The sequence below is a fragment of the Pontibacter sp. SGAir0037 genome (assembly GCF_005491705.1).
Lineage (GTDB): Bacteria > Bacteroidota > Bacteroidia > Cytophagales > Hymenobacteraceae > Pontibacter.
This window is the reverse complement of sequence record NZ_CP028092.1, coordinates 545,702-560,913: the sequence shown is the minus strand read 5'-3', so window position 1 is coordinate 560,913 and position 15,212 is coordinate 545,702. Positions and strand designations below refer to the sequence as shown.

General features: G+C 45.5%; 11 protein-coding genes. 3 read left to right on the top strand and 8 right to left on the bottom strand.

Annotated elements, in window-relative coordinates; all coding sequences use genetic code 11:
- Nucleotides 1-185 precede the first annotated feature (185 nt).
- Nucleotides 186-635 (bottom strand): YkvA family protein, encoded by a 450-nt coding sequence (locus C1N53_RS02305; RefSeq protein ID WP_137757790.1) that lies wholly within the window; start codon nt 633-635, stop codon nt 186-188.
- Nucleotides 636-846: 211 nt separating this feature from the next.
- Between C1N53_RS02305 and C1N53_RS02300 the strand changes: the two genes are divergently transcribed.
- A complete protein-coding gene (locus tag C1N53_RS02300) occupies nt 847-1,404 on the top strand; it encodes an SRPBCC family protein (RefSeq protein ID WP_137757789.1) in 558 nt (185 codons plus the stop codon).
- Between the two features lie 70 nt (nt 1,405-1,474).
- Here C1N53_RS02300 and C1N53_RS02295 read toward each other — a convergent pair whose 3' ends face one another.
- The 3 genes from C1N53_RS02295 to C1N53_RS02285 form a co-directional block, all read right to left on the bottom strand.
- Complete coding sequence (locus tag C1N53_RS02295) at nt 1,475-2,920, bottom strand: PhoH family protein (protein WP_137757788.1); 1,446 nt, start codon at nt 2,918-2,920, stop codon at nt 1,475-1,477.
- Between the two features lie 260 nt (nt 2,921-3,180).
- The gene (locus C1N53_RS02290) at nt 3,181-3,657 is read right to left on the bottom strand and encodes an META domain-containing protein (protein ID WP_137757787.1); all 477 of its coding nucleotides are present in this window, start codon (nt 3,655-3,657) and stop codon (nt 3,181-3,183) included.
- Nucleotides 3,658-3,819: 162 nt separating this feature from the next.
- Complete coding sequence (locus C1N53_RS02285) at nt 3,820-5,004, bottom strand: hypothetical protein (RefSeq protein WP_137757786.1); 1,185 nt, start codon at nt 5,002-5,004, stop codon at nt 3,820-3,822.
- 284 nt (nt 5,005-5,288) lie between these two features.
- Here C1N53_RS02285 and C1N53_RS02280 point away from each other — a divergent pair, with 284 nt between their 5' ends.
- Complete coding sequence (locus tag C1N53_RS02280) at nt 5,289-6,947, top strand: catalase (protein ID WP_137757785.1); 1,659 nt, start codon at nt 5,289-5,291, stop codon at nt 6,945-6,947.
- Nucleotides 6,948-7,152: 205 nt separating this feature from the next.
- On the top strand, nt 7,153-8,952 hold the full coding sequence (locus C1N53_RS02275) for a peptidase (protein WP_137757784.1): 1,800 nt from the start codon (nt 7,153-7,155) through the stop codon (nt 8,950-8,952).
- A gap of 72 nt (nt 8,953-9,024) precedes the next feature.
- Here C1N53_RS02275 and C1N53_RS02270 read toward each other — a convergent pair whose 3' ends face one another.
- The 4 genes from C1N53_RS02270 to C1N53_RS02255 form a co-directional block, all read right to left on the bottom strand.
- Nucleotides 9,025-9,516: a PEGA domain-containing protein gene (locus tag C1N53_RS02270; protein WP_137757783.1), complete on the bottom strand. Its 492-nt coding sequence runs from the start codon at nt 9,514-9,516 to the stop codon at nt 9,025-9,027.
- Between the two features lie 169 nt (nt 9,517-9,685).
- A complete protein-coding gene (locus C1N53_RS02265; RefSeq protein WP_206077607.1) occupies nt 9,686-10,252 on the bottom strand; it encodes a DUF4256 domain-containing protein in 567 nt (188 codons plus the stop codon).
- Between the two features lie 254 nt (nt 10,253-10,506).
- On the bottom strand, nt 10,507-11,811 hold the full coding sequence (locus C1N53_RS02260) for an amidohydrolase family protein (protein WP_137757782.1): 1,305 nt from the start codon (nt 11,809-11,811) through the stop codon (nt 10,507-10,509).
- 160 nt (nt 11,812-11,971) lie between these two features.
- Entirely contained in the window at nt 11,972-14,995 is a 3,024-nt protein-coding gene (locus tag C1N53_RS02255) for an amidohydrolase family protein (protein ID WP_137757781.1), read from the bottom strand.
- Nucleotides 14,996-15,212 lie beyond the last annotated feature (217 nt).

Sequence of the window (15,212 nt, the reverse complement as noted above, 5' to 3'; positions counted from 1 at the left end):
CGCCTTCTGTAGTGCCGCCTTACTTTAAGATGCTTTAAAATTACATATTATTCCCTCGTCAGGCAAAAACCAGGCCTTTTGCTGAATTATATCAGTTGCCTGACTACTATATGCTCATAAGGGGCCCCAAATAAAAGAGGCTGCCCTTTTAAGGCAGCCTCTTCAACCTGCAGATGCAGTTCTTTTTATAGAGTACCCATTGTTGGCTCTATAGCCTGGTTCAGCTCCCACTCCTGGAAAGCAGAAATTTCCTTCTGAAAAGCATCTATAAACCAAGCCATTATACTGATATCATCAATCAGACCTACCACCGGAATAAAGTCCGGGATTATGTCCAGCGGTGTAACCAGGTATAGCAGAACGGCCACGCCAATCAGCAGCGATTTGTTGGATACGTTCCGGTAAGAGCCATTGGCATAGGCTTTCACCAGTCGTATAAAAGTCTGCATAATATCTTTTACCTGCTGAAAACCGGTTTTGGTGCTATCGATATCCACCATTTTATTATAAGCAGTAGAAAGCAACATGGCCAGTTTCAGTGGTTTGGCAATTACGCCTCCTGCCCTGCCTACATACTTTTTAAAGGCAGCATTCTGAGAGTATCTAAGTCCTTTATTTATTAATTCCTGTAGCATATATCTTCGTTTTATAAGTCCAGTTGTATACGTGCAGAAACAATAGTTCGATATAAGATATAAAGCAACCAGCTTCTGTAACTAACTCAAAAATAGCAAAAAATATAAATGCAGCACATCTTGACAAGTTCCGAAACAAACATATAACTTGCCGTAATTTCTTCTATAAGCGTCCGGATAATCTACAACCTTATTTTTTCAGAAGTACGATATGAAGCTGCTGCTCAAATTGTTTTTGTTGCTGCTTTTGCTTGCTGCAGCGCTCAGTGCTTACGCCTATTATTTTTTACCCAGGCAAACCGAGGTAAGGCAGGCAATTTTTATCGAGGCTACGCCCGAGCAGGTATACCGCTATATACATAATCCTACTCAATGGGAACTATGGACTCCCTGGAACAAAGCCAACGATCCTTCGCTGATCCACATGTATGGCGGCCCCTGGTCCGGAGCAGGAGCCACGCACCGCTGGAGCGGTGATAAATTCGGCAACAGCTTTATTCTTTTTGTAGAAAGCAACAGCCCCGTATCTCTTCGCTACGAGCAAACCATAGAAGGTACTCCCTACAAGACTTCAGGTGCTTTTCAGCTCGAAAAAGCAGGAGACAGTACACAGGTTGTCTGGCTTCAGACTACTCCGCTGGCTAATAACCCGCTTGCTTTAGTGCAAGGCGCCTGGAGAAAAAAGAGGATCGAAGAAGAAATGGCAGCAGGTTTAAACGGGCTTAAAGCGCTGGTTGTTAAGAACAGCACTAAAAGAGCTTCCAGATAAAAGGCTATAGTTGCCCTTCCTTTCACAGAAAGGGCAACTATAGCCTGTGCGAGTTCCTTAACTTGTGTTTTTATAATAACTCGTTTGCCAGGTTGGCTAGCTCAGAGCGTTCTCCTTTCTGAAGGGTAATATGTGCGTAAAGCGGGTGATTTTTTGCCCGGTCTATCAGGTATGACAAGCCATTGCTCTGGGAATCGAGGTACGGTGTATCGATCTGGTAGATGTCGCCAGTAAACACAATCTTTGTATTTTCGCCAGCCCTCGAAATAATTGTTTTCACCTCGTGCGGAGTCAGGTTTTGTGCCTCATCCACTATAAAAATGATGTTGGATAAGCTTCTGCCCCGAATGTAAGCCAAAGGCGTAATCATCAGCTTCTCCATATCCACCATGTCGCGTATTTTCTGGTATTCTTTGCTGGTTTCGGCAAACTGGTTCTGTATATACTTCAGGTTATCCCAGAGCGGCTCCATGTAAGGGTTCAGCTTCGATTTGATATCGCCGGGCAGGTAACCAATGTCTTTGTTGCTGAGCGGCACCACGGGGCGCGCCAGGTAAATCTGCTTATATTCCCGTCGCTGCTCTATGGCACTGGCCAGTGCCAGCAGTGTTTTACCCGTACCGGCCACGCCTTGTATAGATACCAGTTTTATTTTCGGGTTAAGAAGTGCATGCAGGGCAAATGCCTGCTCGGCGTTACGTGGTTTAATGCCAAAAGCCGTTAGCTTATCTACCCGTTCCAGTTGGTTCTCGGCCTGGTTGTAGTAAGCCAGTACAGAGTTTTTAAAGCTTTTCAGTATAAAAAAATGATTGTCGGCAGGCGGCGTTTCCAGCACATCCGAACTATCGCACTGGCCCTTTTCATAGAGTTGGTTCACCACACTGGATGAAACATCTTCTAAGGTATCGTTTCCGGTATACAGATCCGACACATCCGATATCTTACCAGTCTCATAATCTTCTGCCGGCAGATTCAGGGCTCTTGCCTTCAGACGGAGATTTATATCTTTTGTTACGAGTACCACCTTTGCCTCTGGCTCTTTCATTTGCAGATGCAGAGCTGCATTCAGGATGCGGTGATCGTTTTTATCGCCAAAGATCTGCGTAGCGTTAAACAGGCCCGCCTCTTCTTTCATGAGCACCTTAAAATGCCCTTTATTTTTGCCATTTAGCGGCAACCAGTCCTGCAGCCGGTGCTCCGACGACAGCTTATCTATAAAACGGATGAACTCTCTCGCTTCGAAGTTCTTAATATCGTTGCCTTTTTTAAAGTTATCCAGTTCTTCGAGTACCGTAATAGGTATGGCTACATCGTTATCCTGAAAATTAGACACAGCACTGTGGTCGTAAAGAATAACAGAGGTATCGAGCACATAAATTTTTTTAACTGCAGTTTCGCCTGCTTTCTTTTTAGTGGATTTTGAACTGGTGGATTTTGAGGATTTAACGGCACTATTGGTTTTAGACTTTCTCTCAGTTTTAGAGGGTTCCTTTGGAGTAGTTACGGTGTCGGACATAGTGGTTAAGCTAAGGGTGAACAACAAAGATTCCAACTTCTTAAAAGCCTCTGGTCCAGTACTTGCAGCAGCAGCGGCTTCTTCTACTCCTCTTACGAAATTTTATAGACTTGGTGTAGGCGTAAATCTGAAGTTTGGCGGGTATGCTAATGGATATTCTATAATAAACATTAGGTTTTTAATATACAACATTGAAAGCTAAATGATTACAAAAAAATAAGAGGTAACATTTATTTTCTGCACCTCTTATTTTTTTATAATTACCTCTGGTCCAGCATCTCTTCCTGTATTCGGGTTGGTCCCGGGTTAGTCTGGAAAGTGGCAATGGCGTTGTTTCCGCTAAACAAGGTAAGCACATTACCGGAGATGCTGTAAGTTGTTACGTTCTCAAGCACGCCAAGCAGATAACGCTCTGCCTCCATATCCGGGCATGACATGCGCGTTGATCCTAAATCGGAAATTTTTAATCTGTTGCCCTTTAATTCATAGCGCCCGAAAAATTTGTTACACCCTGCAAAGCCATTCATCTTGTTGTCGCCTTCTGAAAAGTGTATAAAGCTGTTGCGCGTTTCCTGTAAAACCGGAACGGTTTCATCACCAAACGATAACAAAACCCAATCTGTATCCAGTATGGTGTCCTGTTCTCCTACTGCTTCTGTGTTGCTGATGGTGCAGGCCGAAAAGGCCACTAAAAGTATACTGCAGGCATAGCCAAAATATTTATAAAATATGTTCATGAAACTATAAGTATGGTTGATTTTTATCTGGCAGAAAAGCTGTGCCTCTCCGCAGCCAGTTAAGATATGTACGGGCTGTATAAAATAAAGTGGATGTTACTCCATCAAAAACAAAGGCCCGCTGCAGTGCAGCGGGCCTTTGTTTTTAAATAAGTTCAGCTATTATTGCGATCTGCCTCTGCCGGTGTTTCTGTCATAGTCACTCATAGCGGAGCCAACGTTCCAGTTCGGGCCCGACTTGTGCTTGTCGCCATGTCGGCTGGTACCCGGATAATCATCATTGTCGTGGTCAAACATATCTTCGTCTCTGTCCTGACCATGATCGGCTAAATAAGCTCTGTTGGAACTATAGCTGCCAGTTGCATAATTATCTTTACGGTCTCTGTTTGGCTGCTCTCTGTCTACCTCGTTTTTACGAAGTTCGTAGTCGCTGGAATCGTAGTTCTTAAAATCGCGGCCATAGTTATTGTCGCTGCGGCTGTGATCCCAGTCGCCACGATCGAAGTGGCGGTTATCGGTACTGTGTCCGGGATTATTGCTTTCGTCCATGCTGAAATCGCTTACTCTTCGGCCGGAACCACCAGTACGGTAGCTGTTGTCTTGGCGGGAATAAGGATCATAGCTGTTAGAATTTGAGCCTGTGCGGCTAACATTGCCGGAACCACCCCGGCTTTCAAAAGAAGAACGGCTGTAGTTCATATCGTTGCTGCCGCCACTGCTTCTGCGGTCTCCGGAGTCCCTGCCGGTGCCCCTTGTGCGCTCATAGCCGCCATTGCGGTCGTTGTTCATGTTCGGGTTCGGATCGCCGTAACGGTAGTGCTCGCCACGGCTGTTATAGCTCTCATTGGAACTGTTCCAGCCACGGTCCGATTCTTTCCAGCCGTTGCCAAAGCCCTTGTCTCTATCCATATTACGGTCTCCATGCCCACGGCTCGACTGGCTTCTATCCTGGTTGCTGTTTATGTTGCCGGAACCTGAGCGGTTACCTGCATTATACCCAACCGATGAAGGACCATTGGTATAGTTGGAATCTCTGCCCCCGGTGCTTCTGACATTACGGTATTCGTAATTCTGGTCTTTCATACCATAGTAATTGCCACGGTTGCTGTAGCGGTTTTTATATTCAGAGAAGTCTTCCCTGTTATGTTCTCTGTCGCGGTTATAGGATTGTCCGCCATAGCTATTGCCCTGGTTCCTGTAATCGCCCCGGTTGCTGTTGCTCTGGTCGTATCTGTTATAATCGTCGGTATAGTTTGTCAGGTGATCGTTCAGGTCATCATGCTGGTTCCTGCGATCCTGGTTCCTGTTTCGGTCATTTTCACGGTTATATCTTTCGTTTCTTTCCATAGTCTTTAAAGTTTATATCACTATATAATCTATAAACGCATGAAAGCCACGAGTGTTAATTTTTAAGGCAACTTTGAAGAATTTTTCAGGGCTGTGTTGTACCTGCATCAGTTAACTGCCTGCTATAGAACTGCCTTTCTTCTGCACCACCTTTACCGTGCTTATAAAGCACTACTCTTATTATAGATTTGCTCTATATTAAATCAATATAAATTATAACCATTTTAAGCCAACCAGCAGTATACATAAGAGCAATATTGCCAATTCTTTAATCAGGAGTTACAATGATTGAACACAACAAAGAAAAACAGCCAGGTAATGGAGCGAATGGCTCTAATGGCAGCAACGGCCAGAATGGCCAGGGCAACAGAACCCTTACAACACGCCAGGGACACCCGGTAACTGACAACCAGAACATCCGGACACTCGGCAACCGCGGACCCGCTACTATGGAGAACTATCACTTCATAGAAAAAATCTCACATTTCGATCGTGAGCGTGTTCCGGAGCGTGTTGTGCATGCCAGAGGTGCCGGCGCTCACGGCGTATTCGAAGCCTACGGAAAAGTAGGCGATGAGCCCATTGCCAAGTACACCCGCGCCAAGCTGTTCCAGGAAAAAGGCAAGCAAACACCTGTGTTTGTTCGCTTCTCTACAGTTGGTCATGGTGGGCACTCTCCTGAAACACTGCGCGACCCGCGTGGTTTTGCCGTTAAGTTTTATACCGAAGATGGTAACTGGGACTTAGTGGGTAACAACCTGAAGATATTCTTTATCAGGGATGCCATGAAATTCCCGGATTTTATTCACTCTCAAAAACCAGATCCTGTCACGAACATCCAAAGCGGGGAGCGCATTTTCGATTTTATCTCGAATACCCCTGAAGCCACGCATATGGCTACTTTCCTGTTTTCACCGTGGGGCATACCTGCTAACTACCGCCAGATGCAGGGCTCTGGTGTAAATACATACAAGTGGGTAAACAAAGACGGTGAATCTGTTTTAATAAAATATCACTGGGAGCCGCTGAAGCAAGGCATCCGCAACCTGACACAAAAAGAAGCAGAGGCTATACAAGCTAAAAACTTCAACCATGCTACTCAGGATCTGTACGAGGCAATTGAAAAGGGCGACTATCCTGAATGGGAGCTTTGCGTGCAGATTATGAGCGATGATGAGCATCCGGAACTGGATTTCGACCCGCTGGATGACACCAAACTATGGCCACAAGAGCAGTTCCCATTCTTGCCTGTAGGCAAAATGACTTTAAACAGAAATCCTGTCGACTACTTTAACGAGGTAGAATTATCAGCCTTTGGTACGGGCGTACTGGTAGACGGGCTGGAATTCTCTGACGATAAAATGCTGCAGGGCCGTACTTTCTCCTACTCCGACACACAACGGTACAGGGTTGGAGCCAACTACCTGCAACTGCCTATTAATGCGCCAAGAGTACCAGTGCATACCAACCAGCGGGGCGGCCAGATGTCTTATAAAACAGACTTTGCCGAAGGCCAGAACCCGCACGTTAACTATGAACCGTCTACTCTTGGCGGATTGACAGAAGCTCCAAAAGCAGGTGAGGATTATAAGCCGAAATACGAGGCAAACTACCTGTTAAAACAGAAGATCGACCGCGCCAACGACTTTAAGCAGGCAGGCGAAACGTATCGAAACTTTGAAGACTGGGAGCGTGATGAGCTGATTATGAACCTTTCTAATACCTTAGCCGCCTGCGATAAGCGTATTCAGGATAAAATGATTGAGCACTTTACTTTAGCTGATGAGGAATATGGCCGACGAGTGGCTGAAGGCATTAAAGAAGCTACCGAGATGATGATGAAGGACAAAGTAGAAGGCACCGACGGGCCTATCGGCAATACTTCAGCCAAAGAAGGGGTTACAGATGCCCAGGAAAAATCGCACGAAGCGAAACCATACTAAGTTTGCCACCTCATTTCAAAAACAAGGAAGGCCGTACCTCTGAAGAGGTACGGCCTTCCTTGTTTTTGAAATGACTATACCTGACTGGCACACCGGCTTCAGGAATTATGCCTGAATGTCGAGAAGTTCACCGGGTTTATCTAAAAGATTACGGCTAATCTTCTACATCTTTTATCTTGCCGGTAAATACAGAAGAAGAATCGTAATGAAGAAAACAACCCTTGCCATTGGCTTTTTTGCCTGTCTGGCTTTTGCCCAACCTACACAGGCTGCCAAAGGCCCTGAACTGACCTACCAAGTAAACCTAAACGATAGAGCTGATGATCGCTTTAAGGTTACTTTAGATGTAAAAGGACTTAAATCTGACAACAATATTTTTCAATTTGCTGCCACAGCTCCGGGCACCTACCAAACCATGGATATCGGCCGCTTTGTACACAACTTTAAGGCATTTGATAAAAAAGGGCGTGAACTGGAAGTAAAGCAGGTAAGCACAAACCAGTGGGAGCTCAGCAAACCGGATAAAGTACGGAAGATAACCTACCAGATTGCCGAAACCTGGGACACTCCGGTAGACAAAGACAAAGTATACGACATGTGCGGTACTTCTCTTGAAAGTGACCACGCCCTGATAAACGGGCAAGCTGTTTTTGGCTACCTGAAAGGCATGCAGGCTACCCCTATGCGCATTAAGTTGGAATATCCACAGGAATGGACAGTAGGAACAGCGTTAAAAACTGACAAAAACGGCTATTATGTAGCTGAAAGCTACGATCATATAGTAGACTCCCCTATTCTGGCCGGCACACTTACAAAAGCTGAAACTAAGTTTAATAACACCACCATCGATATTTATACCTATTCTAAAACAGGTATGATCAAGTCGGAGGACCTGCTTTCGAACATGACCAGTATGCTGGAGGCGGCTAATGCCTTTGTTGTGGATTTTCCGGTAGACCGCTATACTTTCCTGTACCATTTCGAGGATCAGACCTGGGGCGCCTGGGAGCACTCCTACAGCTCAGAATACATTTATAAGGAAGCACCACTTACTCCTGCTTACGCCAGCCAGCTGACGGATGTAGCCGCGCATGAATTCTTTCACGTGATTACGCCCCTGAACATCCATAGCGAGGTAATTGAGCGGTTCAACTTTGTAACGCCTACCCCATCGCAACACCTCTGGCTGTACGAGGGCACCACCGAATGGGCTTCTGACATGATGCGCCTGAGAAGCAACATGATCGATCTGCCGGCTTACCTGCAGGACATGCAAAGTAAGCTGCACTACAATGACCAGATGGATAAGAACTACAGCCTGCAAAAGCTTAGCCTTACTTCTTACCAGCCTGAAGGGCAGAAACAATATGGTAATATTTATAACCGTGGCGCTGTTACAGCCGCGCTTTTAGACATTCGTTTGCTGGAACTCTCAGGAGGCAAACGCGGTCTGCGGGAAGTAATCAACGAGCTTTCTAAAGAGTTTGGTCCTAAAAAAGCCTTTCCTGAAAATGATTTTTTTGAATTATTTACAGCGAAAACTTACCCTGAAATAGGAGACTTCTTTAACCGCTATGTAAAAGGTACAGAAGCATTGCCTCTTGCAGATTACTTTGGCAAACTGGGAATCAACTACAGCAAATCAACTCAAACCGGCAACCTGCAGCCCTACTTTGGCTACGAGTTTAACGTGCACGATGGTAAAATCATTTTTGTGAAGGTAAGCGAGGAACTTCAGAAAATGGGCTTGCGCGATGGGGATGCACTGGTTTCTCTTAATGGCACTGATATAACCTTCCAGAACGTTCAGGAAGAATTTGAGAAGCTGATGGCAGCTAAAAAAGGGGATGTAAATACCTACCAGGTTCTGCGTAACGGTTCCAAAGCAGAGGTAAAAACTACTGTTCTGGAAAAGGAGCAGGAACTAAGGCATCATTTTGAGCTTGATAAACAAGCCTCCCCGGAACAACTGGCCTTAAGGGCTAACTGGCTGAAGAACTTGTAATACAATACTTAGCTATACCAAAAGAGCTGCTTCAGGAGCAGCTCTTTTGGTATAGCTAAGGTTAAAACCCTTTTATTCTTCTAAGATTTTTTTCTTCTCTGTCTCGTACTCCTGTTGTGTAATAATCTTCTCATCCAGAAGTTGCTTTAACTCACGCAGTTTATCTGCTTTCGATTTTACTGGAGTGCCATTTTGCTGCGTCAGGTTAGATGGTTGCCCTACCTCAGAGATCGGCTTTAATTCATACGTATGGGTTGGTTTGTACTTCATTGTCCACAGGAAAGGAACCAGGAAGAAAAAGCCTCCAACAATAGCACCCACATCTACTTCTTCATCTCTGGAAAAATATGTATTAAATGTTTCGTAGCCTTCTTTCTCTAACTTAACGGAGGTTCCACTACCAACAATCTTTGTATCGCGGTGTGTGTAAGGCGTTTCTCCGACAGGCTCACCATCTAAGTAAACTTTTGCACCACTTGGGTTCGATTGAATAACCGTGGAGCTGGCGCAGCTCGAAAATAAGATCGAAGAAGCCAGAAGCAATGAGGCAGCCTTTGTTTTCATTGTAAAGTTGTGTTTCATTATTTTTATGTGTGTTTGTAATTTAACCAACACAACAAATATGCCAAAGTGCTAATATAGTTACTTTAAATAAGTGTTTCCTTATATTTAATCTATATGAATTTTCAGCTTCAGCGAAGTAATATGCACTTTTTCACATATCCGTTCAGGTTTACACCCTAAGCAATCCACGGAAACCGCGGGCAGCATAATAAGAGGATGCGCCATTATGATACACAAACACATGGCCGTAGCGATAATCTGCAAAAATGGCCCCGCCTTGCTTTCGAATATCGGCAGGTGTTTTCAACCAACTCGATGTTTTTGTATCGAATTTCCCGAGCTGCTGCAGTTCCCGGTATTCTGCTTCCGACAAAACCTCAATACCCATGGCATCTGCCATATCCATAGCATTATTCTCGGGCTTGTGTTCTTTCCTCGATTCCAGCGCCTCATGGTCATAGCAAACACTCCTGCGGCCTTTCGGGCTTTCCGCGGAGCAGTCATAAAAGATATATACTCCCGTTGCTTCATCATACCCCACCACATCGGGTTCTCCGCCGGTTCTCTCCATCTCATAAAGCGACCACAGCTTTTCGGCATCAGCTTCTAGCTTTGCCTGTATTTTATCCCATGCAAGTCCTTTATGGCGGTTCATATTCTTTTCGAAACGGGCTTGTGAAAGTTTAAGCTGTTCTGCACGCTGCTCCGGTAACAGCTCTTTTTTATTTTCCATCATCCAATTTTCTCAATTTCTTTGAGATAGACTAATGCAATATTATGAATTGATATTTTTCTTAATCTTACTATTCCCCACAACCAATAGCTAAACGGAAGTCTACTCGCCTTATCTGTTGAAATTGACAGATATGCCGAACAGACCTATCGAATATACTATATATTTTTATCGCAGAATATATTTATATGAGTGAGTAGCAACAAAAGAGGCCGGTCTCTCGGAACCGGCCTCTTTCTATTTCATGAGTTCGAACCTTAATTAACCACTTGCTGGGTTTCTGCTTTATACTTGTTGTCGAACTTTTCATAGAGCACCTTCTGCTTATGGTTCAGATCGATTTTGCGGCCCTGGATAAAAGCGTGTGTTACATTATTGGTACGCATGTCCAGCAGGTCACCGGACGAAACCACAATGGTAGCGTCTTTGCCTACCTCCACAGAACCAACCTGCTTATCTACACCCAGTATTTTAGCTGCATTCAGCGATACAGAAGCCAGGGCCTGCTCTTTGTCTAAACCGTATGCTGCAGCAGTACCGGCAATAAAAGGCAAGTTGCGGGTTCCGTGGATGCTAAGATCATAGTCAAGGGCAAACGGAATGCCTGCTTTATGCAGTAAATAAGGCGTTTTATAAGGCATATCCACATCTTCTTCAGCACGTGAAGGCAGTGCATGCACACCCGAATAAATTACAGAAATGTTATTGGCCTTCAGAAAATCTGCAACAGCTATGGCATCGCGCGCGCCCACTACAACAATGTCTTTCACGCCATGCTGCTTCGCAAAATTCACACTTTCAATAATCTCTTTGCCGTAGTTGGCATGGATATACATTTTCTTGGAACCATCAAACAATCCTGCCATGGACGATAGCTTCAGGTTCTCATTATCATGTTTGCCAGCTTTATAAACAGCAGCATCTTTCAGTAAAAGCGACAGCTCGTTGATCGTCTGTTCTCTTCTCTCACCCATGCCGGCTAAACGTGGGTTTGGTGCTCCGCCTGTTTGCACCAGCATAAAAGGCCAGTTAACATGAATTCCTTCATCTGCTTTTACTATGGCATCTTCCCAGTTCCAGGCATCCAGTTGTAAAATAGAAGAAGACCCGGAAACAGTGCCTCCAACGGGCACCAGCTGCGACAACAGCACCCCATTAGCCCGAACCGTTGGAATAATATCAGAATCGGTGTTATAGGCTACTACCGAACGTACATTCGGATTCAGGTCGCCTACCTCGCGCCAGTCTATAGTGGCACGCACGCTTTCTATTTCATTCAGGCCCAAGTTAGTGTTTGGCAGTATCAGTCCAGGATAAATATGCTGGCCCGTTACATCCACTACCTCGTAGCCGGACAAATTGGCCCCGCTCTGAGGACCCGCATACGTAATTTTGCCGTTGTCGAAACCTACTACCGCGTTCTCTACTACTGTGCCATTGCCCACATGCAGGGTGGCACCCTTCAGCAGAACAGGTTTCCCTTGTTTCGGAGCCGGAGCAGGCACCTGTGCGAATACAGGTACACTTAACAATAAAGCTACAAAAGCTGATAAATATCTCATTTACTTTAAATTCTTATGGTTGTGTTAATACAAATGCTGTCAAGCCGCTAGTACTTTGTCAAAGCAGAAGTCAAAAATGATGAACTCTAGATGATACTCTTTTAAGAGAAACCTGCGCATTTTGAACCTCATAAAATTGATGGACTTCTTTCACTGTGTACTAGTAAGCATAGAACTCCGACTCTTCGCTGTGCTCTACTTCTTCGCAGTGTTGCACAGAAGTTCTGCGGGTTGTTGGTGTCTGCGTTCTGGCTCCTCCGGCTTTTGCATTCAGCATCAGCTGCACCAGGCGCACGCGCTCTTTTTCCATTTCGTCACGCATTTTCTCATCCTGCTCCAGGTCGTAGTAAGCGATCCCATCTACAAAGGTTTTGAGTGGTTTGGCATAAATAGAAAGCGGGTTGTCATTCCAGAGCACCACATCTGCATCTTTACCTACTTTAATGCTGCCCATTCTGTTATCGAGGTGCAGCAGCTTGGCAGGATTAAGCGTTACCATTTTAAGCGCTTCTTCTTCGCTCATACCTGCGTATTTCACACTTTTGGCAGCTTCCTGGTTCAGGCGACGCGCCATCTCAGCATCGTCGGAGTTGATGGCAGTAACAATGCCCAGGCTGTTCATGATCCCGGCATTGTAAGGAATGGCATCTTTCACCTCCATCTTGTACGCCCACCAGTCCCCGAAAGTAGAGGCACCTGCACCATGCTCACGCATTTTGTCTGCTACCTTATAGCCTTCCAGAATGTGGGTAAAAGTATTTACTTTAAAACCCATCTGGTCAGCCACTTTCATCATCATGTTTATTTCTGACTGCACATACGAGTGGCAGGTAATAAAGCGCTTGCCGTTCAGGATTTCGGCCAGTGTTTCCAGCTCCAGGTCACGACGAGGTGCCGGTGTGCCGGCTTTCTGCTTTTTGGACAGTTTGTTGTAGTTCTTCCAGGCCTGGTCATACTCTTTCGCACGGGTGAAGGCATCTACATATACCTGCTCTACCCCCATTCTCGACTGTGGAAAGCGGATGGTGGCATTGGCGCGGTTCGACTGCTTCACGTTTTCGCCCAGGGCAAATTTGATATAGCTGTCGGCATTCTCCACCATCAGTTCATCCGGGCTTTTGCCCCAACGCAGCTTGATTATAGCCGACTGACCACCAATCGGGTTAGCAGAGCCGTGCAGCAACTGAGAGGTAGTTACCCCACCGGCCAGTTGGCGATAGATGTTAATGTCCTCATGATCCACCACATCGCTCATGCGCACTTCTGCGGTTACAGACTGTGTTGCTTCGTTTACACCGTTCAGCGCAATGTGAGAGTGCTCATCTATGATACCCGGTGTTACGTGCTTGCCTGTTCCGTCTATTACCTTCGCACCAGATTCGCTCAGGTTCTTACCAACTTTGGCGATCTTACCGTTTTTCAGGAGCACATCCGCATTCTCCATTTTACCGTCTTTCTCGTTTGTCCAGACGGTGGCATTTTTAATCAGGATAGTTTCCTGCTTCGGAGCCGTTGCACTACCGAAGGCACGAAACGGATAAATCATACCGCCAGTCTGTGCGGCTCTGGCTTCTGCTTTCTCAGCGTCTTTCTTCGCTTTATCTGTTAATGCCTGCGAATAAGCCGCCGACCATTTTACAGGCGTCGCGTCTGCCAGTTGCCCTTCGCCCTGTAGGTTTTTATCGGCTAACCAGCCGCTTAGGCGAATGGTAGCGTTGCTTTTTTTATTTTCTTTAAAGGATAAAGTAACAAGGCTTCCGGAGAAGGAGACTTTACCTGTTACGGTATCCTGGCCCACTACTTTTAACTCTGGCTTTTCAGGAGTACCGCTTATTTGCAGCGTTTTGGCAGGTTGGTTGCCGATTTTTAAAGTATAAACACCTCTGTAGTCCGAAGGTATTTCGGCAATTTTATACTGGCTGCCCTGCACCCAGTTTTCCAGTATAATGTTGCTGTCGGCGAACAGGTTATCGGTGGTGATAATGAAGTTAGCCAGCATGCCTTTATTCAGGCTGCCTACCAGTTTATCTGCATTCAGAAGTTTGGCAGGAGTAGCAGTAAGCGCTTTCAGAGCCTCTTCTTCGGATAATCCGTACTGTATGGCTTTGCGAAGGTTAGGCAGGAAATCCTTTTTGTCTTTCAGGTCAGACGCTGTAATAGCAAAAGTAATTCCCTCTTTTTGTAGTATACCAGCATTTGCAGGCGCCATTTCCCAATCCTTCATATCTTCTAAAGAGATACGGCGTGCATCCATCGGGTCTTCCACATTATAGGCATCCGGGAAATTCAGGGAAACGATGAGCGGGGCATTGGTGGCTTTCACCTCTTTTATCATCTGGTATTCATCACCGCCACCTTTTAGTATATACTGCTTCTTAAACTCATCTCCCACTTTATCAGCACGAATCAGATTCAGCTTGTTTTCTACTTCAAAGATCTGTGGCAAACGGTTAATGTCAGTAAAGGCTTTCAGGGAAATATTCTGCTCTTTACCAGGGTTCATAACGCTCCATTGTGCATCCAGGTATGTCTGGCGCAGCAAGGCAATGGTTCCCATCAGGGAGTTCGGGTAATCCTGCTGCGAAGAACCTTTATCAAACGACAAGGCTGCTGCTGCCTTATCCACCACCAACACCTCATTCTCGCGCTTATCAGCTAATGTTACCAGGGCAGCGGTACCGCGGGCAATACCATCCCGGTGAATGGCCAGCACTGTACCAAAGCCTAGCTTACGCATTTCTTCGGCCTGTTTGCTGTTCACTTTAAACAGCTCATCTGCTTTTGTCTCCGGCCTTATGGCTTGGTTCCAGCTGTAAGCACCTTTTTTTTCAGATTCCATCTGAGGTGGCGAGGTCCAGCTTCTACGCTCTATTTTTACTTCCGGCATGCCATAGCTGCTGTACATATCTACCAGGCCGGGATAAATATGCTTTCCCTTTGCATCTACTACCACAGCTCCGGCCGGAACTGAGACGTTGGTACCCACAGCTTCTACCTTACCTCCACGAATCAGCAGCGTGGCGTTTTGCAGTGTGGTTTTATAGTCTGTGTGGATGGTGGCATTGGTAAGAGCTACCAGGCCAGGGCGTTCGTCATACACGCCGTTGCGCGGAAAAGTCTCCTGCGCCATTACACTGCCTGCTCCCAGAGCGAGTAAGGCTGCAATGGTTAAGATTTTTTTCATAAGATAAAATCAGGTAAACTTTGGTTAGATTAGTTTATTCAAATGTAATTAACTCTGCGCAAACCTTATATATAATTTTTCAAAAATTAAGCAACATAGCAGCAACAGGTTCAAAAATACAGGTTAATTATTCTTATTTTCATAATCTGACCCTACTCCCCCCTCCTGTTCATTGCTCTCATTTAAAATGTAATGCAATTCTGCACCTTGGGTCTTC